Genomic DNA, 25,870 nt, shown 5'->3' on the forward strand with positions numbered 1-25,870 from the left:
AACTACAATGCATCAGCCCAGCTGTTCGGCGTTTCATAAATACGAATTTGTTTAATTTTAAGCTGATGATTAAAACGATTATTAAATTCAGAACTTAAAATTAAATAAGCTTCTGATGCCATATTTTCGGCAGTTGGGACAACTGGAAAAATTACAGTTTTATGATTTGGTAGTGTGTTTAAAAAATTAACAATTTCTTTATCATCTTTATAAACAATAAATGCATGATCCCAGCGATCTACTATTAAATCTTTAATAATTTGTTTTACATCAGAAAAATCAATAACCATACCAAAATCTGAACTTTTATTATCGTCATGAATGGGGCCTGTTACGGTAACTTCGATTGCATAACGGTGGCCATGTAAATTTTTGCAGTTACTTTTATGGTTGGGTATGCGATGCCCTGCATCAAATTCTAATCTGGTTGTTATGTCCATTTATTAAACTTTAATGTCGTCTAGATAAATGTCATTTTACCATTGCTTCATATTAAAAGATCTATAGCCTCGCAATGCGTTGTAATGCTGGGGGATGAGAATCATAAAATGCCGAATATAAAGGGTCGGGTGTTAAAGTAGATGCATTATCTCGATAAAGTTTTACGAGCGAGTCTTTGAGATATTTTGCGCTCGAATGTATTTTTGCATAACGATCTGCTTCAAATTCATTTTGTCTTGAATAGAAGGCCATGATAGGTCTTATAAAAAAGATAAAAGTGGGGCCAACTAACATAAAAAGAAGCAGGGCACTTCCATCCGAAGGACTGGAAATACCAAGGCCATGGTAAAACCATATTTGATCTTTTAGATAACCTAGAATAGCGAGGCCAACAAAGCTCACTAAGAACATCATAAGAATTCTTTTTTTAACATGGTTATGATGAAAATGACCAAGCTCATGAGCTAAAACAGCTTCAATTTCATTATGATTAAGACGTTCTAAAAGGGTATCAAAAAATACGATACGTTTATTTTTACCAAACCCTGTGAAATATGCATTGCCATGATTGCTTCTTGCTGATCCATCCATAACAAATAATCCTTGAGACCTAAATCCACATTTTTTTAATAATGCGATAATTTTAGTTTTTAAGGATTTATCTTTTAAAGGTGAGAATTTATTAAAAAAAGGAGCAATCCAAGTAGGATAGATAGCAAGTATTAAAAGATTAAATAAACTCCACACTGCCCAAAGATAAAACCACCAATAATCCCCAGCATTTTTTAGCATCCACAATGCAATAAATAAAATAGGAAGGCCAAGACACAAGCCTAAAATCATCTGTTTATAAAGATCCGTAAAAAATAATTTTTTTGTCATTCGATTGAAGCCAAATTTTTCATCAATTCTGAATGTTTTGTAATAATTAAAAGGAAGATCGATAAGGCTTGTAATCAACATCACACTCAAAATGATTGCGACATCTTTCAAAAGGGGTGATGTAACTTCATTGTAAAGTTGTGAGATTACGCTGATAAATCCTCCAACAGTCAGAAGCAAAAGGGTAAAAGCTTGAACGATTGTATCTTTAAAGCCCAATTCACTTTTTTCAATTGCATAATGTGCAGCTTTTTGATGATCTTTAAGGCTAATATTTTTCTTAAAGGCATCAGGTACTTTATTTTTATTAAGCGATACAAAATTAATATGTCTTTTTACAAGCCATAAATGAATACCCGTAGTTAAGGCAAGAATTGCAATAAAAGTGTTGCGTAGTATTTCGTCCATAATCTCTCTGAATTAAGTTAATATTCTAGTATTCTGTATGAAAACAATCTTATTTTGTAGATTGTTTCAATCAATTAGTACTTTTTTAATGGAAATCATGATGAGCTCTTCGGACGATAATTTAATATGGCTTGATATGGAGATGAGTGGGCTTAATACCGAGACTGATAAGGTGCTCGAAGTTGCAACTGTAGTGACTGATCCACACTTAAATATCATTGCAGAAGGCCCTGTTATTGTTATTCATCAAGCGGATGAAATATTGAATGGCATGGATGCTTGGAATCAATCTACACATTCGAAGTCGGGCCTGATAGAAAGGGTTAAGCAATCAATGTTTGATGAAGTTTATGCATCAGAGATTACCATTGAGTTTTTAAAAAAGCATATTGCGCCGAATAAATCACCGATGTGTGGAAATTCAATCTGCCAAGATCGACGTTTCATGGCAAAGCACATGCCAAATCTAGAAAGCTATTTTCATTATAGGAATCTAGATGTAAGCGTTTTTAAAGAGCTTTCTCGTCGATGGAGACCTTCACTATACCAAGGGTTTAAAAAATCAAGTAAACACGAGGCTTTGTCAGATATATATGAGTCTATTGATGAATTAAAATATTATCGTGAACATTTTTTAAAATTATCTTGAAAAATTTTTTATATATAGGATTAGCTGCAGCTCTTGGTGCGTGGAGCCGATGGGGTATAGGTATTTTATTAAATGCTATGCATCCATTATTTCCATTAGGAACACTGACAGCAAATTTAATAGGTGGTTATTTAACAGGTATAACGATGGGCGCGTTCGAGTTGTTTAGCGAACTTAACCCTGACTTAAAATTGATTATTAATATTGGTTTTTTAGGCGGCCTTACAACATTCTCCGCTTTCACTGCCGAAGTTTTTCAATTACTGCAAAAGAATGAGCTCGTTGCCTCGCTCACTCTTGTTGCGCTTCATGTCATTGGATCTCTATTGATGGCCTACCTTGGCTGGCTTTCTATAAGCTTTATTAAGCAATAAACTATTTAGCAGCTTTTTTCTTCGCAGCCTTAGTTTCTATCATTACGATAGGCTCATCTTTAACTTTATCTTTTTCTTTCTTTTGCCAAGCTGCCGTTTTCTTTGGCGCTGCTTTTTTAGATTTTTCTTCTATTTCTTTTTTAGCTTTAGGTTTTGATCTGTTTTTTGTTTCAACAAGCTCAAGACCAATCGCCTTTAGATCAACTGGTTTTTCTTCCTCTCGCTTTTTGGGTTTAGTAGGTTTTTTAGAAATTTCATTTGATTTAGACTCTATTTTCTTAGCCTGCGCATCATTAACTTCTTGGGAAGATTTATTTAAAACGGGAGCATCTTGCGCCGCTAAAGCTTTTTTCTCAAAATCATTTGGCCCTTGATTAGCTCTGGCATCTCGATCTTTATTGAAGCGACCACGTTTATTGTTTCGGCCTCTTCTGTTGCTCTCTTGATTTGGTCGCGTATCTGAAGGCGATACTTTTTCAGTGGAAGTTGTTGCAATGTCCGATTGAGAAGGCTGACCTTCTCCTTGAGCTTGTTTTCTATTATGTTGTTTAAATTTCTGATGACGATTATTTCGTCCTCGATTATTGTGATGTGGTCGTGGACGATTGTTTTCATTTGTTTCAGAAGTTTCCAGTTTTTCTTCATTATTGTTTTCTGTATTCTCATCATCTCCAGCAATGAGATTTTTAAAGAAGCCAAATAATGTTTTATTCGATTTTCCAGATCCTGAAGGAGCAGGACTATCGGGAACAATACCTTTAACTAAAGGTTCTTGTCTAGGTTCATTAGACGCTTGTTTATAGCTTAAAACTTGATTGCCTTCATTCAATGACTCCATCATTTGATAGCTAGGCTTAGATTGGCTTGCAATATCCTCTTGTTTTGTACTTGAGATTGAATAGTTTGGAGACTCAAGATGCTTATTAGGAATTAATATGATTTCAACTTTTAAGCGCTGTTCAAGATTAAAAATATCGGAGCGTTTTTCATTAAGGAGGAATGTTGCAACTTCAATAGGCAATTGAGCCGAAATAGTTGCATTATGTTCTTTCATAGATTCTTCTTGAATCATACGAAGAATATGCAATGCCGTTGATTGAATATCTCTAATTGAACCAGTGCCATTACATTTTGTGCATATACTATTGCTAGATTCGCCAATACTTGGACGAAGTCGCTGACGAGAAAGCTCAAGCAATCCAAAGCGAGAAATTTTACCTGTCTGGACTCGCGCACGATCATGATGAAGTGCCTCTCTAAAGCGATTTTCAACCTCGCGTTGATTTTTTTGACTTTCCATATCAATGAAGTCAATCACCACTAAGCCACCCAAATCTCGAAGTCTTAATTGCTTAGCAACTTCTTCAGCAGCTTCAATATTGGTATTAAATGCAGTATGTTCAATATCACTTCCTTTTGTGGCTCTTGATGAATTTACGTCAATAGAAACAAGAGCTTCAGTATGGTCAATCACAATGGCGCCGCCTGACGGCAATCTTACTTCCCTAGAGAAAGCTGATTCAATTTGATGTTCAATTTGAAAGCGAGAAAATAAAGAAACTTCATCTTCGTATAGCTTTACGCGATCCACATAATTTGGCATGACATGATTCATAAATTGGGTCGCTTGATCATAGATCTCTTGCGTATCAATAAGAATTTCACCTATGTCGGGATGGAAGTAGTCTCTGATAGCTCGAATTACGAGATTGCCTTCTTGGTAAATTAGAAATGCACCTGATTGGCCTTGCGAGGCTTCTTCAATAGCAGTCCATAATTGTTTAAGGTAATTTAAATCCCATTGAAGTTCTTCAAGCGACGAACCTACGCCAGCTGTTCTGCCAATAACGCTCATACCCTCTGGAATATCTAAATTTGAAATATGATCTCGGAACTCATTGCGTTCTTCGCCTTCAACACGTCTTGAAACACCCCCACCATCAGGATTATTAGGCATTAATACGATATACCGACCTGCAAGAGAAAGGTAGCTTGAAAGCGCTGCACCTTTATTGCCTCGCTCTTCTTTCGTAACTTGAATGATAATTTCCTGACCTTCTTCAATAACATCTTGAATGCGAGGGCGGTTTTGAGTCGATTCTTTGAAGTATTGAGGTGAAATTTCTTTAAAAGGAAGAAAACCATGACGCTCTGTGCCATAGTTTACGAAAGCTGCCTCAAGAGAAGGCTCTATTCTAGTGACGATACCTTTGTATATATTACTTTTCTTTAGTGCGCGACTTCCACGTTCAATATCAAGATCAATTAATTTTTGACCATCTACAATCGCAACTCGCAATTCTTCTGATTGGGTTGCATTAAAAAGCATACGTTTCATTATCTAAAACTCCTACAAGTAGGTTTTAAGATAAAGAATGTATTTCAGTTATTCAGGTGCACATCTAACCTCAGAAAAGGTTAGCATTTCTTGAAATAAAACTTTTTATTAAAAAGTTTTTAAATTATTTACTTAGTCACAGATCTTATTTGTAAGATTGTTGAGCAAAATATTTATGAATCTTTTTTGTGTACATGTGCAATAAAACTAAAATATTCTTTAAATTTTCAAACCTTGTTTCAAGGCCGCTACTTAAAATAAGGCGAGCGGAAAAAGCCATAGTAATTTGTTGTCACGGTATAATTCAGTTTAAATTATCTCTTCAATTCAATTGATTAAGAGAGTCTGAACACATCTAGTATAGGGTATAAATCCAATTAAACAAAATATGGCTCAAAATACTAACGCTAAAAATCTTTTTTCTCATGAAAAAGCCACATTTGTTCTTGTGGATGAAGCAAGTGAAACACAAAAAATTGATAACTTCCTTTTAAAAATTTTAAAAAATGTACCTAAAAGTCACATTTATAAAATTCTTAGAAGCGGTGAAGTAAGGGTAAATAAAAAGCGAATCGATACTTCGTATCGCCTTAAAATAGATGATCAAGTAAGGATTCCTCCCATTGCAATAGAAGTGGAGAGGGCGCCTCATGTTATCGAGCCCAAACAACAACAAACAGCCTGGTTAGAAACAAATATTATTTATGAAGATGAGGCGTTATTGGCGATTAATAAGCCAAGTGGTTATGCTGTCCATGGTGGTAGCGGACTTAATTTCGGCGTTATAGAACTGATTCGTCATGCAAGACCTAAGGCTAAGTTTTTAGAGCTTGTTCATCGTATTGATCGAGAAACTTCTGGCATTTTATTGATTGCAAAAAAGCGTTCGGCGCTGGTAAATATGCACGATATGATGCGCCATAACCGTATCGAAAAAAAATATATCATGATGGTTGAAGGTGAATGGATCGAGCCTAAAAAAACTGTTGAATTAATGCTCAAAAAAACATTCACGCAAGGTGGCGAGAGGCGTGTCAATGTGACCGATGGTGAAGACGATAGTCAGAATCAAATGAGTAAAACTATTTTTTATTTAAAAAAATCTTTAGGAGCATACTCACTCCTGGAAGCTAAGCTTATTACTGGAAGGACGCATCAGCTTCGGGTTCAGCTTGCGTATCTAGGATTTCCTATTTTAGGCGATGATAAATATGGAGATTTTACGTTGAATAAAGCGCTCCAAAAAAAAGGTTTAAAACGTATGTTTCTTCACGCATTCTCTATGAAAATGAAACATCCCTTAACGGAAGAGTTATTAGAGTTAAAAGCCCCTTTACCGCGCGAACTTGATGCCTTTTTAAGTCAACATACCTCATGAAATCGCCTCGCTTTGATTTGGTTATTTTAGACTGGGATGGAACTGTAGCTGATTCAACGGGCATTATTGTAGATGCTGTTATATCAGCTGCTGAAAGCGCTGGTGTTATAGCACCTCCTAGAGAGTTAATTTTAAAGACCTTAGGATTGGGTCTAAATCAATTATTGCTTAAGTTATTTCCTCATTTGTCGTCTTCATTATTAGAGAAAGTCGCTGAGGGTTATCGTTCGCATTATCATGCAAATGAGGGCAATTCATATCTTTTTGATGGCGTAAAAGAGGGTATTGAGCGGCTTTATCAGCATAAATGTAAGCTTGCAGTTGCTACAGGTAAAAGTAGAAAAGGTCTAAAGTTTGCATTACAAGATACTGATTTAAATAGATATTTTTTATCTACAAAAACAGTAGATGAATGCTTTTCTAAACCCCATCCCCATATGGTTGAGGCTATTTTAGAAGAAACCCAGATACCAGCTGATCGTGCTGTGATTGTGGGTGATACTCATTATGATCTTGAAATGGGAAAGAATGCACACATTCAAACTATTGCAGTTACTTATGGAGCACAACCAAAAGATGTGTTGATAAGTTTTGAGCCTTTGGCCTGTTTTGATTCATTTAAAGAGGTTGTAGATTTCTTATTACCATGAGCACAAACACAAAAATTGAAATAGATAAAAAGGCTTTTAAAGGTGATGGCTCAACGACCAAATTTGAATATCAAACAGAAGCTGCCATTCAATCTGGTTTTGTAGTTCTTTTTGAAGGTAAGTATCATGCTTATCTTAATCAATGCAAGCATATGCCAATTGAGCTTGATTATAAGCCTAATGAATTTATGGATGATCAAAAGCAATGGATTGTATGCTCGACACATGGGGCCATTTATCATCCCGTTTCTGGTGAATGCATTTCTGGGCCTTGTCGTGGTGAAATATTAGAAAAATTAAATGTAACAGAATCAAACGATGTATTATGGGTTGAAATTTATTAAAGCATTTACGGAGCAAACCAAATGGCAGTTAGAAAAAAGACAGAAAAGAAACCAATAGAACATTGGGAAAGAGAAGCGTTAGAAAAAATCGCACTTTCAGCTTTAGGTGAGCAAAGAATTGCTAGGCGCTGGAGTATTTTTTTTAAATCGATTACATTTTTTTATCTCTTTGTGCTTTTATTTTTGGCATTTGGTGCGATGCACACAAAAGGTGGCTCAGGCAATCATACCGCGTTGATTGAAATTAATGGTGTCATTGGTGAGAAAGATGAAGTTAATGCAAAAGACTTTTTTGAAAGTATACAGAGGGCTTATGATAGCCGTGGTACAAGGGGCATTGTTCTAAAAATTAACAGTCCTGGAGGGAGTCCAGTTCAATCCGGGATGATTAATGACGAAATTAAGCGGCAAAAAAAATTACATCCACATATTCCCGTTTATGCAGTAGTAGAAGATATTTGCGCTTCAGGAGGCTATTACATTGCTGTAGCTGCGGATCAAATTTTTGTTGATAAAGCTAGTATCGTTGGCTCAATTGGCGTCTTAATGGATGGCTTTGGCTTTACAGATACTTTGAAAAAAGTTGGTATTGAAAGACGGCTTATGACAGCAGGGTCGAACAAAGCCATGCTTGATCCTTTTTCACCAATCAATCCAAAACAACAAGCTTTTGTTCAAGAAATGTTAAATGAAGTTCATCAGCAATTTATTGTGGTAGTTAAAGAAGGGCGTGGAAATCGCCTTAAGGAATCACCAGATACATTTAGCGGACTTTTTTGGAATGGTGAATCTGCTGTCAAACTTGGTTTAGCTGATGGTTTTGGAAATTATGATTATGTTGCTCGTGAAATAATTAAGGCTGAAGAGGTGGTTGATTTTACGACATACGAAGGTTTTGCTGATCGTTTTGCTCGTAAATTTGGAGCAAGTTTAGGATCTTCTATGAATGAATCTTTAAGGACCGCCATACTTAATCAAAAATTAATTATTAAATAAAATCAATAACTTATTGATATTTTTTAATGTAATTAATTAATCCATTTGTAGAGCTATCAAAGTTATCTGTAAGTGTTTTTTCAGATAATTTAGGTAAAACTTGTTTTGCAATCTGTTTGCCGTATTCCACGCCCCATTGATCAAATGAATTGATATTCCAGATGATTCCCTGGGTAAAAATTTTATGTTCATACATTGCAATAATTTGACCTAAGGTATTTGGACTTAATTTTGGGAAAAGTATGGAAGAGGTTGGTCGATTACCTTCAAATGTCTTTTGTGGAATAAAGCTTTCAATATCTTCACCTTCATAACCCTGTTTTTCAATTTCGGCGCGAGCCTCATCATATGTTTTTCCTAGCATCAAAGATTGTGTTTGCGCGATAAAGTTTGAAAGTAAAATTTTATGATGCTCATTACCGTCTTTACCTATTGCGTATTGAGATTCAATCGGCATGATAAAGTCTGCAGGAACAATCTCAGTGCCTTGATGAAGCAGTTGATAGAAAGCGTGCTGACCATTAGTACCCACTTCGCCCCAAATAACTGGGCCTGTATGAAAATCAATGTGCTCGCCATCTCGATTGATAAATTTACCGTTACTTTCCATATCGGCTTGTTGAAGATAAGGCGCTAATTTAGATAAGCCTTGATCATAAGCTAAGATTGCATGGGTTGGAAAATTAAAGAAATTAATGTACCAGACACCTAATAACCCCATCATCATCGGAATATTTTGTTCTATTGGCGCTGTTTTGAAATGCTCATCCATTTCAAAACCACCTTTGAGCAACTCTTCGAATCCATCCATACCAATATAAAGCGCAATAGAAAGCCCAATTGCTGACCAAAGGGAGTAGCGTCCCCCTACCCAGTCCCAAAACTCAAACATATTTTCTGTGTCGATACCAAATTGCGATACAGCATGTTGATTTGTTGATAATGCAACAAAATGTTTTGTAATATGTTGGTTGTCTTTTGCTGCTTTAAGGAACCAATCCCTTGCGGAAAAAGCATTGGTCATTGTTTCTTGCGTTGTAAATGTTTTGGAAGCGACAATAAAAAGCGTTGTTTCTGGATTACATTTTTCTAAGGCCTGATAGAGATCAGCACCATCCACGTTAGATACAAAATAAGGTGTAATGGTTTTTGAACCATAAGCTTTTAATGCCTGACAAACCATGGCAGGACCAAGATCAGAACCACCTATACCGATATTAATGACACTCGTAATTGCTTTACCAGTAAAACCTTTCCATTGACCTGACCTTACTTCTTCACTAAAACGACGCATTTTTTTGAGTACATTTTTAATCTTTGGCATAACGTCTTCACCATCCGAAATGATAGATGAGTGGTTTTGATTGCGAAGAGCCGTGTGAAGAACTGCGCGATGTTCGGTGGAGTTTATTTTTTCACCTTCAAACATCCGATTTCGCCAACCCTCAACATCAGCTTCTTTTGCAAGCTTAACTAAAAGATTAATTGTTTCTTTAGAAATGCGATGTTTTGAATAATCTAGAAGTAAATCATTAAATTGAATATGAAATTGATTAAAACGATCGGGGTCTGATTTAAACATCTCGCGAAGTGAGATGGATTCGATATCTTTTTTATTTTGATTTAGAGATTGCCAGATGGGCGATTGATTAATTTGCGACATGTATAACGTTCAATTTAAGGATTTAATAATGAAAAATTTAATTTAACTTCACATTATAGCAAAGACATACTTAATTTATATGAAAATTATGTTGTGCGAGAGCCCATGTTATATGCTCCTTAACGAGTGCAGAGGCTTCTTGATATTTGCTTTTAAGTGCATTCACAATAATTTCAGATGTTTTGGCATTGCCGAGTCCTATTGCAACATTCCTCAACCATTGATCATAGCCTATGCGAAGAATTGCGCTACCTTCCATGTTTTCTAAAAATTCTGCTTCAGTCCATAAAAAACATTCTACGAGTTCTATATCATCTAAACCATGCCTTACCTTAAAGTCATCTTCTTTGGAGATTTGACCAAACTTATTCCAGGGGCAATATAATTGACAGTCGTCACAACCATACACACGATTGCCAATTTGTTTGCGATATTCCATGGGTATTGAGGACTTATGTTCAATGGTGAGATAAGAAATGCATTTTCTTGCATCGAGTTTATAGGGCCCTATAATAGCCTTGGTTGGACATACATCCATACAGCTTGTGCAAGTACCACAATGATTTTCGACTTTTTTATCAATAGGCAAAGGTAAGTTAATATAAATTTCACCTAGAAAGAACCAGGAGCCATGCTCTTTATTAATAAGTAGAGTATGTTTTCCTCTCCAACCAAGCCCAGATTTCTCAGCAAGCTCAACCTCCATCACTGGAGCGCTATCTGTAAATAACCTAAATTGAAAAGCGTGATCTAAAGCTTTATGTGCTTCTTTTTGAATTTTTTCTGAAAGCTTTTTTAGCTTTGCACGCATTACTTTATGATAATCACGACCTAAAGCGTAACGTGAAATGAACGCTTTTTGACTATCCTGCAAAATAGTTTCTGAATTTTGCGAATGAGGAAAATAGTTAAGTCTAGCTGTGATAATTCGAATAGTATGAGGTACTAGCTCTTCTGGCTTATATCGCCGAGAACCATGTTTTACCATATAATGCATTTCACCATGGAACCCTTGTTTAATCCATTCTAGATAATGATCTTTAGTATGATTGAGATCTATATCAGCGATGCCAATTTGATCAAAACCAAATTCTCGGCCCCAGCCTTTAATTTGCAATGCTAATTGATCCCAAATTTCTGTCATGTTTTAATTATTTTTTATATAAATTGTATCTATGATGTTTGATTCTAATTATGACTTAAAAGATGAAAGTGAAACACTTCGTTTGGCGGAAAGTATGGCAAGTCATTTATTTCCTGGAATGAATTTATATTTAAAAGGTGAATTGGGTTCTGGCAAAACGACATTTGTTAGAGGTGTTCTCCGAGGACTTGGTTATCAAGATAAAGTTAAAAGTCCGACTTATACGCTCGTGGAGCCTTATAGTTTAGAAAAATTTACTATTTACCACTTTGATCTCTACCGCTTCAAAGATGAAACTGAATGGGATGATGCTGGATTTAGAGAGTACTTTAATAATACTTCTATTTGCTTGGTTGAATGGCCAGAAAAAGCAGGGCATATTCTTCCCAAACCTGACATTTCAATTGAGCTTAGTCACACCCCTCATGGCCGACATCTTCATTTGATTAGTTATACATCAATAGGAACTGAATGTTTAAAAGCCATCATCTAAAAGTTTTTTTTGTACTAATGTGGACAATTTTCCCTAATCATATTTTTGCAAAAAATTCGATTGAATCTGCGCGAGTATGGCCTGCAAGAGAGTACACGCGAGTAACCCTAGAATCTCTCAAGCCTATTAGTAATGATCAAATGATTTTAAAAAACCCAGATCGCTTGGTGATTGATCTTCACGACATTGAACTGAATGATGATTTAAAAAATTTAAGTACAAAAATATTATCAAGCGATCCTAATATTAAACAAATTCGTGTTGCTAAATTTAATAGTCAAGTGTCTCGAGTCGTAATTGAGCTAAGGGCTGAATCTAAAATTAATATTTTTTCTCTAAAGCCTGCGGGGGGTTATAAGCATCGTTTAGTGATCGATGTTTATCCAAGAGTTGACGAATTAATGGCGCTTGTCCAAGACAAAGAAAAAAAAGATATAACGGCCCCTAAGAAAGAGATTATTTTGTCGTCCCCATCAGAAACTAAAAAAGAAAAAGCACTTCAAGAAGCTCCATCATCGCAATCTAATAAAATTCCTACTAAAAAAATCGTGATTGCTATAGATGCTGGGCATGGTGGTGAGGACTCTGGTGCAAGAGGCGCCTCTGGCAGTTTAGAAAAAAATATTACTTTATCGATTGCGAGAAAACTTAAAAAAGAGATTGATAATGACGAGCAATTAAGAGCAGTATTAACGCGGGATGATGATTATTTCGTTCCCCTTCATGGGCGGGTTATAAAAGCAAGAAAATTAAAGGCGGATATCTTTGTGTCTATCCACGCGGATGCTTTTACTAATCCAGATGCCAAAGGCTCTTCAGTATTTGCATTATCAGAAAGTGGTGCCACGTCTGCCTCGGCAAGATATTTAGCTAACAAGGAAAATGAGTCAGATTTAATCGGCGGTGTAAGTTTGGATGATAAAGATCCGATGTTAGCAAAAACATTACTTGATTTATCTCAATCAGCAACTATTAATGACAGCGTAAAACTTGGTAATTTCGTTTTGGATCAGCTACGCGATATTAATGACTTACATAAGTCTAATGTCGAACAAGCAGGATTTGCGGTTCTTAAATCACCTGATATTCCATCCATTCTTGTTGAAACAGCTTTTATTAGTAATCCTAAAGAGGAGCAGATCTTAAATAATGACGAACATCAGGAAATTTTAGCTAAAAATATTTTAATTGGTATAAAAAAATATTTATCTTCCAATCCTAATATCGCTAAGAATTTCTAAAGATATGGCAATAGATAAGCCACCTATTTTCTTTTTATTAGGGCCAACAGCGTCAGGCAAAACAAAACTTGCTGTTGACCTCGTTAATACTTTCCCATTTGAAATCATTAGTGTTGATTCCGCTCAAATATATCAAGATATGAACATTGGTGTAGCTAAGCCATCTCAAAATGTCTTAAATGTGGCACCTCACCATCTCATCAATATCATTAGGCCAGATGAAACATATTCCGTAGCGCAATTTTTACAAGATACTTTAAGGCTTATTGATGAAATTCTACTCCGAGGCCATATTCCACTATTGGTAGGAGGCACAATGATGTATTTCAACGCTCTTGAAAAAGGCATTAATCAAATGCCGAAAACTGATTATCAAATAAGAAAAGATATAGAAAAAGAAGCCATTCAATTTGGATGGCCAAAACTTTATGAAAAACTCAAGTCTGTTGATAATGAAACAGCAATGAAGTTAAATCCTAATGACGCTCAGCGTATTAGTCGCGGTTTAGAAGTTTTTTATTCTTCTGGAAAAACTTTATCTTATTTTCATAAATCAAAAAATAAAAATGAATTTCCTTTCACTGTTTTTAAATTAGGATTGATGCCCAGTAATAGAAAAATTCTTCATCAGCGTATTGAATTTAGAGTTAATGAAATGATTGAGGCTGGCTTATTTAAAGAAGTAGAGTTTTTGCGTAAAAAGTATCCTGAGCTTCAAAATCACATGCCATCAATGAGATCAGTTGGCTATCGTCAAGTGCTTGAGTATTTTAATGGTGATTTTCAGGAAAAAGAATGTATCGATAAGATTGTTTTCGCAACTCGGCAACTTGCAAAAAGGCAAATGACTTGGATGAGAAGCATGGAAAATCTTAATGTGTTCGATTGTGGAAATCATCGTTTAAATGAAGAGGTCGAAGCTTTCATAAAAGCTGCATTAGTATGAGAATAAAACATTACCTTCCTATATTTTCATTGCTTTTTGGAGCTTTTGTCTGGGGAATTATTTGGTATCCATATCGCTTGATGGCACAAGCTGGTGTTTCAGGCATATATTCCAGTCTTTATGTGTTTATATTGACACTTGCTATTGCGCTACCATATTTTTTTATCACTAAGAAAAAGATTCCTATATGGTCGAAAGATTTCTGGTTTCTTTCTGTTGTAGCTGGTTATACCAATATTAGTTATGTATTAGCTGTGATTGATGGCGAGGTTATTCGCGTTATGCTTTTGTTTTACCTCTCCCCAGTTTGGACTATTTTTTTATCTCACTTTATGCTAAATGAAGATACGCAAAAAAGACATTATATTGCTGCATTTATTTCGCTTCTTGGTGCATTGGTTATGTTCTGGCAACCAAACCATTTTATTTATTTAGATTTAAAGAGCGATTGGTTAGCGCTGAGCTCAGGAATAGGTTTTGCGATGACCAATGTCATGACGAGAAAACATCAGCATATGACAATCAGTCAGAAAGCTTTAGCAATTTGGATAGGTGTTATCATAATAGCCATAATATGCATTCTCTTTGATAAAGACACTATGCCTTCATTACATTTTTTTAGGCCAGTGGATGCTTTTATTGCTATTGCGATTGCATTATGTTTATTTTTTTCAACCTTACTTGTTCAATTTGGAGTTACACAAATTAAAGCGGTTGAAGCGTCTAGTTTTTTTCTTTTTGAAATCGTGGTTGCTGCAATTTCATCTTACTTACTTGTAGGTGAAAGTATTGAAATTAAAGAATGGTTTGGCGGCATCATGATTATTGCTGGAGTTATTCTTGCCGCAAAAAATTAAATTAAATTTTGATAGACACTCTCTAATGTTTTTACGAATAATTGCGGATGGAATACGGGTGAATTTCTTTTAGCTTCATTCAATCTATAAATAACATTTTGTCGATATTTTAAGTCTTCAGTGAGTCGAATAGCGCAATTAATGTAGCTTTCAATATCTTCGGTAATGAGTTCATCTAAATTTAAGCTATGAAGCAAACTTCCCGCCACTCTTGAAGCAAATGTACTTCCCTTAAGTGTGACTATAGGTAAATTCATAGATAAGGCATCGCTTGCTGATGTATGCGCGTTATATGGCAAGGTATCTAAATAAACATCAGCTAAAGCATGACGAGCTATATGTTCATTGTTAGGCGCTCGTGTTGCAAAAATGATTCTTTCTGGGTTAATGCCATGCTTATCTGCATAATCTTTCAAATTACTAGTTGCCCAAGCATTTGAATAGGTTAACCATAGGATACTTTTTGGATATTTTTCAAGGAGTGTAAGCCAAGCCTTGAATATGAACTCGGTAATTTTAAAAGATTGGTTAAAGGCGCAATACACAAAAGCATCTTCAGGAATGCCGTAATCTTTTCTATTTTTTTGATTTAAGTGAGCGCGATTTTCTATATTGGGCTGATATGCAAATGGCAGTCTTAGAATGGTTTCTGCATAATACTTTTCATCATTTTTAGGAATAATGAAGTCATCAGCCAGGATGTAATCATAAAGTGGTTTTTCTTGTGTTAGGCCCATCGTGCCCGGATAGCCCAGCCAATTAATAGTGGTTGTATTTTCAAGCTGCGGCGCAATAAAAGCACGACTATTATTGGTATAGCCAGTTAAATCAATAAAAATATCAATTTCGTCATTATTAATAAGGTTTACAGCTTTTTCATCATTAAGGCTTGAAATGTCCCGATAACAATCAAATAAACTAATAAGTGTTTTTCGCTCATTAGTATTTTCATGTGGACTTGCGTCATAGGCGTAAATATCAAATATATCCCGATTGTGATATTTGATAACATCACGAATTAAAAAATATAGTGGGTGAAGTTTAAAATCCGACGATAAATAGCCGATACGAATTTTATTTTTTTGTCTCCATTTTTCTTTTTTAAAAGGTCGATCTTTAAAATGATTTTGTGTCCATTGATTTGCGCATAATAGTTGATCTTGAGCGGACGATAGGGGATTTGCAACGAAAGCAAAAGGCGAAATAAGTGCTTCTGTATTTGTATTTACAATAGAACATATTTTTTGGAAATATTTGTCAATATCATACCAGTTACACATATGCTGTTTTTGATGAGCAAGGTGGACTAGTGCATGAAAAAGATCAGGCTTGATTTTCAAAGCATTTTGGTAGGATATTAAAGACTTATCTAAATAGCCCAGTTTACGTTCTGCGTTGCCATTGTTATTCCAAAGATCAGCATCATTCGGATTTAGTTGGATAGCTTTTTGATAATTCTCATAAGCTATAGAAATTTTATTAAGCTTATCTTGTGTGTTTGCTAAGTTGTAATAGTAAACCCAATTATTTTTTTCATATTCTAGAACTTCTTCAAAGCAAGCTTCTGATAATTTGAATTTTGATTCTAAATAATACTCATTACCGAATGAAGTAAGAGAAAAACAGAGTGCATTTTTAATATCTACATTATCTTTAAATTGATACAAGCATCTTCTAAAGTAACCCGCAGCTTCTTCGAATTGTTTGTTGGAAGCACAAAGATTTCCTAATTCTAATTGGATAATGTAATTTTCAGGTTCTAACTGCAGCGCCTTCTTTAATGAACTAATGGCTTTTGAAAGATCTCCCCCTCTTTCATATTTTTCTGCTTCTTCAATCAATATTTTCGACATGATGTAAATTTATACCTTAAAAATCTGGCTTGCCACTTTTTTTAAACTCATTTTTTTAAGTCGATATCTTTCTGGATTTGTATAATTTAATGTTTTTTTATCTTCTTGAGATAAATTATCATTAATTAAATTTGCGAGCACAGAGCTGCAGTAGGGCGCGAACGTAAAGCCTCTAGAACCAAACCCACTTGCAATATATAAATCTTTAAGCCAAGGCAGTTGATCGGCTCGCGCTAATTCTCTAACACGCATTTTTCCTAATAATTGGTTATCAAATACACGGCCAACATATGGTTTTCTATCTTTTGTAGACGCTCGCCAGGCAACTCTCCCATGAATTGATTCTTGTGCTTCACAGTGGTTATAAAATTCTCTGTGTATTTTTTTGATTGAGGCGATATTCTTTTTTGTATCGCTTTTTCTTAAATCTTTATTAAAGTCATTCATGGCATAAGTTGCGCCAAAAATATGCTTATCTTGAATCAGTGGCGCCAAATAACCTTCATCGCAAGTAACGATGGGTGGCATTTGCAATGTTGTTGAGTTGATCCAATTAACCTGTCCCCTAAATGCATCTGTATGTAGGTGTTGGGTAAGATCAAATTGACTTACAGACGAAGCATTACAAATAGCCACATGTGATGAATTAAAGGTTTTTTGACTCTCAGTTTTAAGTGTCCATTGATCAGTCGATTTTTCAATTGACTTAATCTTTTGATGAGTGACTATTTTGATATTAGAGTGATTAATTAGGTGGCTGCATAAGGCTATAGGATTTACCCATCCACCTTGATGGAAGAATAGTCCGCTTGAATTACTTTCTATTAAATACTTATTTAAAATTGATTCATTAATTAAGCTAAAAAAATTTTCTTTGTTTGTAATTTTTCTTGATAAATTAATTTCTAGTTTTTGAGCGTATGCTTCCTCCAGAATTTCAATTGCTCCATCAAATCGATAATCACCTTCATTTAGTCCTAATCGTCTTATCCATCCTGTCGTAAATCTAAAACTTTTCAACATAAAATCATTGTAAGCTTCATCATTTAACATAAATTTTGGATAAATGGCTGCAACCGGATTCCCTGATCCGCCTTGCGCTATGTCATCTTCACTCTCTAGTAATGTTACATTCCATCCAGAATTAGCTAAAAAATGTGCTAATGAACAACCTGCGATGCCAGCCCCGATGATTAAAATATTTTTTTGCATGTAAAAATTTATCAGTTTATATCTGGTATTAAAAAACAATTGCTTGAGATAAGATATCAGTAGTAAGCATTATCCATAAAGTGCTTTATTAATCTAGCAAAGTCATACAACCATTTTGAAGGGTATACGTTGAAATCTATTAGAGCGGCAGTTTTAAGTCTATTTTTTCTCATTATTGCTGGCTGTGCTTCTATGGACTCTATATCATTAGACTCACTGTCATTAGATAAGATATCGTTACCTAAGCTCCCATTATTTAAATTTGGTTCTGATGAGCAATGGCCTTCATACGGTAAAAATCTTTCTAATCAGCGTTTTTCGACTTTAACTCAAATTAATCAAGATAACGTAAAAAATCTCGAGCTTGCTTGGAAATTTAAATCAGGTGTTGCTGCTACATTTCAATCCTCTCCCTTGGTAATCAATAATGTAATGTTTGTAAGTCTTCCTCATAACCATGTTGTTGCTTTAGACGCAAAAACAGGTAAAGAATTATGGCGTTATAACCATAAAAAAAGAGATAACTGGAGAATGTGTTGCGGCCCAGCTAATAGAGGATTGGCTTATTCGAGCAATAAAATTTTTATAGGCACTGTTGACGCAAGGCTTATTGCTTTGGACGCAAAAACAGGTAAAAAAATCTGGGATATTGATGTTGCTGATAACGACAATAAATTTGAAAGTAGTAGCTCATTGAGTCAGTCCGATAGCAAAAGTCAAAAGGATGTCTATGGGCAAACGGGGGTAGGTATTGCTATGGCACCCATGGCTTATAAAGATATAGTCATTGTTGGCATTACAGGTGTTGGGTATGGCTTGCATGTTGATACACCAAGACCTGATGCGCCTCTAGGAGCTGTGATTGGTGTAGATGGTCGATTTGGCCGCCCAGGATTTTTAGCAGCATATAACATTCAAACAGGTAAGCGCGTATGGCAATTCGATACAATTCCGTCAGAAGGGTGGGAGGGTAAATTTAGAGAAACGATTGAAGGCAATATTTCTTTAAATCGCAATATTGCTCAAGAAAAAGAAAGTCTTAAAAATAATAAAGAAGCTTGGAAATTTGGTGGTGGCTCTGCATGGAGCACGCCAGCTATCGATGAAGACACAAATACTTTATATTTTGGCACTGGCAATCCTTCACCACAAATGAATGACACATCAAGACCCGGAGATAATTTATATACAGTTTCTCTTGTGGCTCTTGATGCAACTTCAGGAAAGTTAAAATGGTTTTACCAGCAAGTACCTCATGATGTCTGGGGATATGATGTAGCAAGTCCGCCAGTATTATTCGATTTTAAAAAAGAGGGCAAAACAGTTCCAGCTGTAGGCCAGGCTAGTAAAACCGGTTGGTATTACATACACAATAGCATCACGGGTGAACTTTTAGCAAAGACAGAGCCTTTTGTGCCACAAAAAAATCTTTTTGCAAAAGCGACAGCTGAGGGTACGGTTATATATCCAGGAATATTGGGTGGGGCTAATTGGGGTCCAACTTCACTCGATGAAAAAAATCAAATCGTATTTGTTTCTGCGATTCATGCACCTATCAAATATACATTGGTCGATGAACCTGCTCATGATGACTTGCCTTCAATTAAATATGCATCTTCTGAACCCACTCAAGATCAGCGATGGGGTTTACTTTCTGCTATCGATTTAAATACTAAGAAAATTAAATGGCAAGTTAAAACACCGCAGCCATTAACGGGTGGGTTATTAGCCACTGAAGGTAATCTTGTATTTATGGGCGAAGGTAATGGAAATTTTAATGCATACGATTCAAGAACAGGAAAGCTCCTTTGGACAAATAAAGCTGATGCTGGTGTTAATGCCCCACCAATAAGTTATGAAATTGATGGCACTCAATATATTGCAGTTGCTGCGGGCGGCAATTCTATTTTTGGCTTTAAAGAGGGTGACAACGTTTTAGTTTATAAACTTAAATAAATTAAACTACCTGAAGATGGAAGAAGCCGTTCGTATTTCTAAAATTTTATCTGAACTTGGCCTTTGTTCAAGAAGAGAAGCTGATACTTATATCGAACAAGGACTCGTGACGCTTGATGGTAAAGTTGTAACTGAATTAGGCACGCGCGCATATCGTTCCCAAAAAGTTGAATTAAAAAAACAAGCAGCCATTCAACAGTCATCCAAAGTCACAGTTATCTTAAATAAGCCTGTAGGTTATATTTCGCATCTTGATGATGATAAAGCTTTTAGACCCGCTGCAAGTCTCATTATTCAAGATAACTTTCAAGTTTCGAAACAACATTCATCTCGTAACCCAAGATTTAACACTGATGGATTAGCTCCCGCCGGAAGGCTTGATATTGATTCTTCTGGTTTATTGGTTCTCACTCAAGATGGAAGAATTGCTAAAACAATTATTGGCGAACAAAGTGTGATTGAAAAAGAATATTTAGTTCGAGTTGAAGGAAAGCTGGTTAACAAAGGCTTGGATTTATTAAGGCATGGTCTTTCACTAGATGGTTATAAGCTAAAGCCAGCTGAAGTTGAATGGCAGAATGATGATCAACTGCGTTTTGTTTTAATAGAAGGCCGAAATAGACAAATCAGAAGAATGTGCGAGCTTGTTGGCCTTCATGTCATTGGATTAAAAAGAGTGAGGATTGGTAATGTTTTACTAGGTGACTTACCAACAGGAATGTGGCGATTTTTAGATCAGAAAGAAAAATTTTAAATGGCTATTGCATTAGAGCATTTTAACTTCATTGTTCGAAGGTCAACTATTGAAGACAAATATCCTGGTGGATGGGATCAATGCTTAATTGATCATGCTTCTTCTCTTGGGACTCGAGTTTGGTATGACGAATATCTCTTTAGAGATGGCGCCATGAATCCTATTGATATGGAAAATTTGGTCAATGCATGGAGAGATATTGGTTTTCAAGCCGTTTTAATCAATGGCGAAAAGAAATGGTTGGATTGTTGTGTGATTGATGAAAGTTTTGAAACTTTATCTTTGTCATGCGATTGGATCGAAATAGATGTCGCAAGGGAATTTGCGTATCTTAAAGATGAAGACCCAGCAGAAGTTGTGGGCCATCATGGGTTTTAAAGATTAACTTTTTTTGTATCTTTCAATACCTTCAAGAATTTCTTTGTGCGCATCTAGAGGGCCTTTCCAGCCTTTGACTTTAACCCATTTACCTTTTTCTAAATCTTTATAGTGTTCGAAAAAATGCTGAATTTGATTGAGTCGCAAAGGATTCATATCTTCAGGTTTTTGCCAATGTGAATAAATTGAAAGAATTCTATCTTCAGGAACTGCCAACACTTTTGCATCCTGGCCTTGCTCATCTTCCATTTCCAATATCCCAACAGCACGACAGCTCACAACCACTCCTGGAATTAAAGGTAAGGGAGTAACAACAAGCACGTCTACTGGATCACCGTCACCTGCGATTGTCTTGGGCACGTAACCATAATTGGTAGGATAGTGCATAGCTGTGCCCATAAATCGATCCACAAAAATCGCCCCTGATTCTTTATCGACTTCATATTTAATTGGATCAGCATTCATTGGAATTTCAATAATGACGTTGAAATGTGTTGGAACATTTTTACCAGGAAGAACATTATCTAAGCTCATAGGTTTTTAGTGGGAAATTTAAAAAAAAGTGATTTTAGCATGTTTGAAGCTATCCCTGAATGACTGAGCTAGCTTGATAATTGGCGTCCCCAAGGGGAGTCGAACCCCTGTTCCCTCCGTGAAAGGGAGGTGTCCTAGGCCTCTAGACGATGGGGACCTAAGAAAAGAAGGTGCTATTCTACTATAGAACAGCGTTTGATATAAGGTATTTGGTGGAGATAAGCGGGATCGAACCGCTGACCTCTTGCATGCCATGCAAGCGCTCTCCCAGCTGAGCTATACCCCCAGGTATTTAATCAAAGGCGCACATCTTAAATTTTAGAAGTAAGCGCGTCAATCCTTTTAAGATCGGGTGTTTGATTGTTTTGAAAATTGACTCAAATCAACAATAGGCTCAGGTTTCCAGCCTTTTTTCTTGTGTTCAACCACAACGTTAGTAAATACGCCACCGCGAACAAAAAATTCGGCACGCAGACGCATAAAACGTGGCTCTGTCGCTTTAACTAGCTCGTCTAGAATACGATTAGTGACTGCTTCGTGGAAACAACCCTCATCCCTAAAAGACCAGATATAAAGCTTCAGACTTTTGAGCTCTACACATTTTTTATTAGGAATGTAATCAAGATATAGAGTAGCAAAGTCTGGCTGCCCAGTCTTAGGGCATAAACAGGTAAATTCAGGTATTTGCATATGAATATGAAAGTCCCGAGAAGGGCATGGATTAGCGAAAGTTTCAAGCTTTTTAGTAGGTTTTGCGCTTGGTTTTTTTCCCAAAGAAAGTGCGTTCATAGATTAAAATAAGGGAGTAAAAAAAAGCTATTATACTGTTAATAGATAACACCTACTTCACTTCGATAAAAGAATATTGTGCGACTTATACAACTTAAATTAGCCGGTTTTAAATCTTTCGTAGATCCCACCACCATACAACTTCAAGGCCAAAGAGTGGGTATAGTTGGTCCCAATGGATGCGGAAAATCCAATATTATGGAGTCAGTAAAATGGGTGCTTGGCGAATCTTCAGCTAAAGAAATGCGAAGTGAAAATATGGATTCGGTGATTTTTAACGGGTCAGAAAATCGCAAACCAATTTCACGAGCGAGCGTCGAACTTATTTTCGATAATTCTTTGGGTAAAGCACCTACAGAATGGTCACAATATGCAGAAATTTCAGTAAAGCGCGTTATCGAAAGAGAAAAGGGCTCAACTTATTACATTAATAATTTAGCTGTCAGACGAAAAGATATTGCAGATCTCTTTTTGGGAACGGGTTTAGGTGGAAGAGGATATGCCATTATTGGCCAAAATACAATTTCACAAATTATTGAAGCCAAGCCTGAGGAGCTTAGAAGTTACCTTGAAGAAGCTGCAGGTGTTAGTAAGTATAAAGAGCGTCGTCGCGAAACAGAATTTAGACTTAGAGATACGCGAGAAAATTTAAGTCGTATTCAAGATGTCTTAAATGAAATTATTCAGCAAATTGCAAAGCTTGAATCTCAAGCAGTCATTGCAACAAAATATAATGAATTAACAGAGAAGCACAAATTTCATCAAGCACAAGTTTGGGTATTAAAAAAGCGTGATGCTAGTATTGTTTGGAAAAAACATCAGTCCCAGGTTGAGAAGCTTGTAAATGAATTGGAGCAACAAACTGCCGCTTTAAGAAAAATTGAAGCCGAGGTTGAAAATTTGAGGCAAGCTCATATTGATGCGTCCGACGAAATTAATAAGAATCAAGCAAGCTTTTATGAAATCAATGCTGAAGTTTCTAATATTGAAAATAATATTAGAAATCAAAATGAGCTTTTAGAGCGCAGCAAAAAAGAATTAATTGAGATTGAGACTAATCTTGCTAAGAATGCAGACGATCAGCTTAAATTTGCAAAAGACATTGAAGAAGCAGGGATTGAAAAAGCAGCATTAAGTGAGCTTTATAAAACTAAGGAAGAAAATTTTAATTCACTTAAATCATCAATTCAATCAGTTGAGGCAACATATCTAGGTTCAACAGAGCAGTTTAATCAAATTGCAAATCAATTCCAATCGACGCAAGAAAAAATTAATCTTGAAAAAGCAACGATAGACTTCATCCATAAAACTGAAGAAGAAACAAATGCTCGTATTACATTTTTAAATAATGAGATTAGTAATATTGATTTAACCGGGCAGTCTTTGCTCGAGGTAAAAGAAAGTGATTTAGCTGATAAGCGATCACATGTAGAAAAAATTGAGGCTAAGATAGATGAAAACAAATCGCTTGCAACTGATCTTGAGGAGGAGATTGATACTTTAAGACAGCGCCAAATTGAAATGCAAAAAGAATTAAGTCAAATTGAAGGTGAAATTAAAACACTGGCGCAAATTCAAGATGACACACAAGGCAATGAAAGTCTCAAAAGTTGGACTTCTCAGCATAATATCAACACATCTAATCGCTTGTGGGAAAAACTTAAGATTAAAACAGAGTGGGTAACGGCGATTGAATCTGCTCTCGGCGGAAAGTTAAATGCAGTTCTGGCTCAATATGAAACTATTTCTCATAGGCCTCCAGCATCTATGGTGCTTGCTAATTTAAACGCATCTCATACTTACAAACCAAAAAATAATAAATTAAATTCTGCTCTGGATGTAATTGAAATTAGCGATCCGCTTCTAATGAATCTTTTGTCAGAATGGTTATCTGATTGTTATATTATTCCAAAAGGTGAAAGTTATAAAAATTTCATTGGTAATTTGGAGCAAGGCGAATTTTTAGTTAATCAACAAGGCGATATTTTTACCAAAAATAGCGTTTCTTTTTATGGCAAAGACGCATCCCTTAATGGAATTCTTCTCCGCCAAGAGAGACTCAAAGCACTGCAAGAGAAGTTTCCGTCTATAGAAAAAAGCTATAAAGATGTATTGAATAAGCTTAGTGAAGCTGAACTTCAATTGAATGATTATGAAGAGCAAGCCGATTCTTTTGGCGAAGAATTGAAAGATGCTTTAAATGCGTTCCATCAAACAGAGATTGAAGTTGAGAAAATTCAACAAAGCATTACTTACGCAAATGAAAAGCATAGCAATATTACTAACGAGCAAAATGAGCTCAAAGCAAAATTAACTCAAATTGAAGTTGATAAAACAACTAAATCTAGTCTTATTCATAATTTAGAGAATGATGCGCATCGATTTTTAGAACAAAAAACTTCATCTGAAGAAATTAAAAAAAGACATGAGTTAGAATATGAAAGCGCTAGGAAGCATGTCAATGAGGCTGAGATTCAACTTCAAGAAAGCCATTTCAATTTAAAAATTATTAATAATAAAATCAATGAGTTAAATAATAGAATTAATATACTTACTGAAGATAATAATACCCTTAATAACAAAAAAGATTTAGCTAAGGCTTCAATTAATACTGAAAGTATCGAGGCTCTGCAATTGTCTCTACGCGAAAAAATCACCGTTAAGGATGAAAGAGAGAAAATTCTAATCGCATCACGAGATAATCTTGCGCAAAAGGAAACCGATTTACGTGAAAGTGAACAAAAGAGATTGCAAACCGAGCAGGCAGTTCATCCAATTCGAGATAAGCTTGAACAGTCACGCTTAAATGAGCAAGAATCAAAATTATTATTTGAGCAATTTCAAAACGAAATTAATGAGTCTCAATTAGATGAGGTTGTTCTTTCAGAGTCAATTACAGAAAAAACAACAGTGAAAGAAGTACAAGAGTTATGCAATAAACTTCAAGAAGAAATTAATTTACTGGGTCCAGTTAACTTAGCAGCTATTCATGAACTCACATCCGAAAAAGAAAGAAAAGGCTACCTTGATAGTCAAGTGGAAGATTTAACTTCTGCAAGTAATACCCTAGAGGACGCTATAAGACGTATCGATAAAGAAACTCGAGATCGTTTAATTACAACATTTAATGAAGTAAATAAAAATTTTACAGAGTTTTTTAAAGTTCTATTTAATGGCGGACAAGCTCAATTAGAGCTTCTAGGTGAAGAGATTTTAGATACAGGCATTCAAGTTACAGCGCAGCCCCCAGGCAAAAAGAATACGACTATTAGTCAATTATCAGGCGGAGAGAAAGCATTAACCGCTACCGCTCTTGTGTTTGCTTTATTTAAATTGAATCCAGCGCCATTCTGTCTCATGGATGAAGTTGATGCACCACTTGATGATAGTAATACACTTCGTTTTGCGAATATGGTGACTGAAATGTCTAAAAATACTCAATTCCTTTACGTATCACATAATAAAATTGCTATGGAAATGGCCCAACAACTCATTGGCGTAACGATGCAAGAATCTGGCGTATCAAGAATCGTTGAAGTGTCTTTAGAAGAAGCAGAGAAAATGGAGTTGGCAAATTAAGATAACAGGGC

General features: G+C 35.6%; 23 protein-coding genes and 2 tRNA genes. 14 read left to right on the top strand and 11 right to left on the bottom strand.

The window, feature by feature from the left end; translation table 11 throughout:
- Nucleotides 1-2: 2 nt before the first annotated feature.
- Together queD and FIT61_RS03130 are read right to left on the bottom strand one after the other, a co-directional pair.
- On the bottom strand, nt 3-440 hold the full coding sequence (gene queD, locus FIT61_RS03125) for a 6-carboxytetrahydropterin synthase QueD (protein ID WP_139883200.1): 438 nt from the start codon (nt 438-440) through the stop codon (nt 3-5).
- 61 nt (nt 441-501) lie between these two features.
- The gene (locus FIT61_RS03130; protein WP_139883202.1) at nt 502-1,731 is read right to left on the bottom strand and encodes a M48 family metallopeptidase; all 1,230 of its coding nucleotides are present in this window, start codon (nt 1,729-1,731) and stop codon (nt 502-504) included.
- A gap of 100 nt (nt 1,732-1,831) precedes the next feature.
- Between FIT61_RS03130 and orn the strand changes: the two genes are divergently transcribed.
- Nucleotides 1,832-2,380, top strand: a complete 549-nt coding sequence (orn, locus tag FIT61_RS03135) for an oligoribonuclease (protein WP_139883928.1) — start codon at nt 1,832-1,834, stop codon at nt 2,378-2,380.
- Entirely contained in the window at nt 2,377-2,754 is a 378-nt protein-coding gene (gene crcB / locus FIT61_RS03140; RefSeq protein ID WP_187351831.1) for a fluoride efflux transporter CrcB, read from the top strand. The genes orn and crcB overlap by 4 nt, the downstream gene beginning before the upstream one ends.
- A 1-nt stretch (nt 2,755) precedes the next feature.
- Here crcB and FIT61_RS03145 read toward each other — a convergent pair whose 3' ends face one another.
- Nucleotides 2,756-5,092: an Rne/Rng family ribonuclease gene (locus FIT61_RS03145; protein ID WP_139883205.1), complete on the bottom strand. Its 2,337-nt coding sequence runs from the start codon at nt 5,090-5,092 to the stop codon at nt 2,756-2,758.
- A gap of 388 nt (nt 5,093-5,480) precedes the next feature.
- Between FIT61_RS03145 and FIT61_RS03150 the strand changes: the two genes are divergently transcribed.
- The 4 genes from FIT61_RS03150 to sppA are packed head-to-tail and all read left to right on the top strand — an operon-like array spanning nt 5,481 to nt 8,460.
- Nucleotides 5,481-6,470, top strand: a complete 990-nt coding sequence (locus tag FIT61_RS03150) for an RluA family pseudouridine synthase (protein WP_139873365.1) — start codon at nt 5,481-5,483, stop codon at nt 6,468-6,470.
- Nucleotides 6,467-7,120 carry an HAD family hydrolase gene (locus FIT61_RS03155; RefSeq protein ID WP_139883206.1) on the top strand — a complete coding sequence of 218 codons (654 nt, stop codon included), beginning with the start codon at nt 6,467-6,469 and terminating at the stop codon, nt 7,118-7,120. Before FIT61_RS03150 ends, FIT61_RS03155 begins: the two co-directional genes overlap by 4 nt.
- On the top strand, nt 7,117-7,464 hold the full coding sequence (locus tag FIT61_RS03160) for a Rieske (2Fe-2S) protein (protein WP_139873367.1): 348 nt from the start codon (nt 7,117-7,119) through the stop codon (nt 7,462-7,464). Before FIT61_RS03155 ends, FIT61_RS03160 begins: the two co-directional genes overlap by 4 nt.
- Nucleotides 7,465-7,485: 21 nt before the next feature.
- Nucleotides 7,486-8,460, top strand: coding sequence for a signal peptide peptidase SppA (gene sppA, locus FIT61_RS03165; RefSeq protein ID WP_139873368.1), 975 nt, complete (start codon nt 7,486-7,488; stop codon nt 8,458-8,460).
- Between the two features lie 10 nt (nt 8,461-8,470).
- Here the strand turns inward: sppA and pgi are convergent, their stop codons facing one another.
- Both pgi and queG read right to left on the bottom strand, forming a co-directional pair.
- On the bottom strand, nt 8,471-10,123 hold the full coding sequence (gene pgi / locus FIT61_RS03170; RefSeq protein ID WP_139883208.1) for a glucose-6-phosphate isomerase: 1,653 nt from the start codon (nt 10,121-10,123) through the stop codon (nt 8,471-8,473).
- A 70-nt stretch (nt 10,124-10,193) separates the two neighbouring features.
- Nucleotides 10,194-11,267 carry a tRNA epoxyqueuosine(34) reductase QueG gene (queG, locus tag FIT61_RS03175; protein WP_139883211.1) on the bottom strand — a complete coding sequence of 358 codons (1,074 nt, stop codon included), beginning with the start codon at nt 11,265-11,267 and terminating at the stop codon, nt 10,194-10,196.
- A 31-nt stretch (nt 11,268-11,298) separates the two neighbouring features.
- Here queG and tsaE point away from each other — a divergent pair, with 31 nt between their 5' ends.
- Genes tsaE through FIT61_RS03195 form a run of 4 tightly spaced genes read left to right on the top strand, consistent with a single transcriptional unit; the run spans nt 11,299 to nt 14,804 of the window.
- The gene (gene tsaE / locus FIT61_RS03180; RefSeq protein ID WP_139883213.1) at nt 11,299-11,760 is read left to right on the top strand and encodes a tRNA (adenosine(37)-N6)-threonylcarbamoyltransferase complex ATPase subunit type 1 TsaE; all 462 of its coding nucleotides are present in this window, start codon (nt 11,299-11,301) and stop codon (nt 11,758-11,760) included.
- Between the two features lie 17 nt (nt 11,761-11,777).
- On the top strand, nt 11,778-13,001 hold the full coding sequence (locus tag FIT61_RS03185) for an N-acetylmuramoyl-L-alanine amidase (protein WP_244925216.1): 1,224 nt from the start codon (nt 11,778-11,780) through the stop codon (nt 12,999-13,001).
- Between the two features lie 4 nt (nt 13,002-13,005).
- Nucleotides 13,006-13,947: a tRNA (adenosine(37)-N6)-dimethylallyltransferase MiaA gene (gene miaA / locus FIT61_RS03190; RefSeq protein ID WP_139883217.1), complete on the top strand. Its 942-nt coding sequence runs from the start codon at nt 13,006-13,008 to the stop codon at nt 13,945-13,947.
- Entirely contained in the window at nt 13,944-14,804 is an 861-nt protein-coding gene (locus FIT61_RS03195) for a DMT family transporter (RefSeq protein ID WP_139883219.1), read from the top strand. Before miaA ends, FIT61_RS03195 begins: the two co-directional genes overlap by 4 nt.
- Here FIT61_RS03195 and FIT61_RS03200 read toward each other — a convergent pair.
- On the bottom strand, nt 14,801-16,657 hold the full coding sequence (locus FIT61_RS03200) for an O-linked N-acetylglucosamine transferase, SPINDLY family protein (protein ID WP_139883221.1): 1,857 nt from the start codon (nt 16,655-16,657) through the stop codon (nt 14,801-14,803). The genes FIT61_RS03195 and FIT61_RS03200 overlap by 4 nt on opposite strands.
- A gap of 9 nt (nt 16,658-16,666) precedes the next feature.
- Complete coding sequence (gene mnmC1, locus FIT61_RS03205) at nt 16,667-17,869, bottom strand: FAD-dependent 5-carboxymethylaminomethyl-2-thiouridine(34) oxidoreductase MnmC1 (protein WP_139883223.1); 1,203 nt, start codon at nt 17,867-17,869, stop codon at nt 16,667-16,669.
- A 192-nt stretch (nt 17,870-18,061) separates the two neighbouring features.
- Between mnmC1 and FIT61_RS03210 the strand changes: the two genes are divergently transcribed.
- The 3 genes from FIT61_RS03210 to FIT61_RS03220 are packed head-to-tail and all read left to right on the top strand — an operon-like array spanning nt 18,062 to nt 20,957.
- Entirely contained in the window at nt 18,062-19,825 is a 1,764-nt protein-coding gene (locus FIT61_RS03210) for a pyrroloquinoline quinone-dependent dehydrogenase (protein ID WP_139883929.1), read from the top strand.
- Between the two features lie 16 nt (nt 19,826-19,841).
- Nucleotides 19,842-20,579 (top strand): pseudouridine synthase, encoded by a 738-nt coding sequence (locus FIT61_RS03215; RefSeq protein WP_139883225.1) that lies wholly within the window; start codon nt 19,842-19,844, stop codon nt 20,577-20,579.
- On the top strand, nt 20,580-20,957 hold the full coding sequence (locus FIT61_RS03220) for a hypothetical protein (RefSeq protein WP_139883227.1): 378 nt from the start codon (nt 20,580-20,582) through the stop codon (nt 20,955-20,957). It abuts the gene before it with no gap.
- Between the two features lie 3 nt (nt 20,958-20,960).
- Here FIT61_RS03220 and ppa read toward each other — a convergent pair whose 3' ends face one another.
- The 4 genes from ppa to queF all read right to left on the bottom strand — a co-directional run bounded on the left by ppa (nt 20,961) and on the right by queF (nt 22,280).
- Nucleotides 20,961-21,491: an inorganic diphosphatase gene (gene ppa, locus FIT61_RS03225; RefSeq protein ID WP_139873379.1), complete on the bottom strand. Its 531-nt coding sequence runs from the start codon at nt 21,489-21,491 to the stop codon at nt 20,961-20,963.
- A gap of 81 nt (nt 21,492-21,572) precedes the next feature.
- Nucleotides 21,573-21,648, bottom strand: a tRNA-Glu gene (locus tag FIT61_RS03230).
- A gap of 53 nt (nt 21,649-21,701) precedes the next feature.
- Nucleotides 21,702-21,777: transfer RNA gene (locus tag FIT61_RS03235), tRNA-Ala, on the bottom strand.
- 56 nt (nt 21,778-21,833) lie between these two features.
- Nucleotides 21,834-22,280 (bottom strand): preQ(1) synthase, encoded by a 447-nt coding sequence (queF, locus tag FIT61_RS03240; RefSeq protein ID WP_139873380.1) that lies wholly within the window; start codon nt 22,278-22,280, stop codon nt 21,834-21,836.
- Between the two features lie 78 nt (nt 22,281-22,358).
- Between queF and smc the strand changes: the two genes are divergently transcribed.
- Nucleotides 22,359-25,859: a chromosome segregation protein SMC gene (gene smc, locus FIT61_RS03245; protein ID WP_187351832.1), complete on the top strand. Its 3,501-nt coding sequence runs from the start codon at nt 22,359-22,361 to the stop codon at nt 25,857-25,859.
- Nucleotides 25,860-25,870 lie beyond the last annotated feature (11 nt).

Origin of the sequence: Candidatus Methylopumilus rimovensis (assembly GCF_006364615.1) — a bacterium.
Lineage (GTDB): Bacteria > Pseudomonadota > Gammaproteobacteria > Burkholderiales > Methylophilaceae > Methylopumilus > Methylopumilus rimovensis.

Coding starts and splice junctions, on each gene's coding strand:
- FIT61_RS03200 (WP_139883221.1), bottom strand. CDS start 16,657: ATGTCGAAAATATTGATTGAAGAAGCAGAAAAATATGAAAGAGGGGGA.
- miaA (WP_139883217.1), top strand. CDS start 13,006: ATGGCAATAGATAAGCCACCTATTTTCTTTTTATTAGGGCCAACAGCG.
- FIT61_RS03145 (WP_139883205.1), bottom strand. CDS start 5,092: ATGAAACGTATGCTTTTTAATGCAACCCAATCAGAAGAATTGCGAGTT.
- queD (WP_139883200.1), bottom strand. CDS start 440: ATGGACATAACAACCAGATTAGAATTTGATGCAGGGCATCGCATACCC.
- FIT61_RS03195 (WP_139883219.1), top strand. CDS start 13,944: ATGAGAATAAAACATTACCTTCCTATATTTTCATTGCTTTTTGGAGCT.
- tsaE (WP_139883213.1), top strand. CDS start 11,299: ATGATGTTTGATTCTAATTATGACTTAAAAGATGAAAGTGAAACACTT.
- pgi (WP_139883208.1), bottom strand. CDS start 10,123: ATGTCGCAAATTAATCAATCGCCCATCTGGCAATCTCTAAATCAAAAT.
- queF (WP_139873380.1), bottom strand. CDS start 22,280: ATGAACGCACTTTCTTTGGGAAAAAAACCAAGCGCAAAACCTACTAAA.
- mnmC1 (WP_139883223.1), bottom strand. CDS start 17,869: ATGCAAAAAAATATTTTAATCATCGGGGCTGGCATCGCAGGTTGTTCA.
- FIT61_RS03215 (WP_139883225.1), top strand. CDS start 19,842: ATGGAAGAAGCCGTTCGTATTTCTAAAATTTTATCTGAACTTGGCCTT.
- ppa (WP_139873379.1), bottom strand. CDS start 21,491: ATGAGCTTAGATAATGTTCTTCCTGGTAAAAATGTTCCAACACATTTC.
- FIT61_RS03185 (WP_244925216.1), top strand. CDS start 11,778: ATGTGGACAATTTTCCCTAATCATATTTTTGCAAAAAATTCGATTGAA.
- FIT61_RS03150 (WP_139873365.1), top strand. CDS start 5,481: ATGGCTCAAAATACTAACGCTAAAAATCTTTTTTCTCATGAAAAAGCC.
- queG (WP_139883211.1), bottom strand. CDS start 11,267: ATGACAGAAATTTGGGATCAATTAGCATTGCAAATTAAAGGCTGGGGC.
- FIT61_RS03130 (WP_139883202.1), bottom strand. CDS start 1,731: ATGGACGAAATACTACGCAACACTTTTATTGCAATTCTTGCCTTAACT.
- FIT61_RS03155 (WP_139883206.1), top strand. CDS start 6,467: ATGAAATCGCCTCGCTTTGATTTGGTTATTTTAGACTGGGATGGAACT.
- FIT61_RS03160 (WP_139873367.1), top strand. CDS start 7,117: ATGAGCACAAACACAAAAATTGAAATAGATAAAAAGGCTTTTAAAGGT.
- orn (WP_139883928.1), top strand. CDS start 1,832: ATGAGCTCTTCGGACGATAATTTAATATGGCTTGATATGGAGATGAGT.
- FIT61_RS03210 (WP_139883929.1), top strand. CDS start 18,062: ATGGACTCTATATCATTAGACTCACTGTCATTAGATAAGATATCGTTA.
- FIT61_RS03220 (WP_139883227.1), top strand. CDS start 20,580: ATGGCTATTGCATTAGAGCATTTTAACTTCATTGTTCGAAGGTCAACT.
- sppA (WP_139873368.1), top strand. CDS start 7,486: ATGGCAGTTAGAAAAAAGACAGAAAAGAAACCAATAGAACATTGGGAA.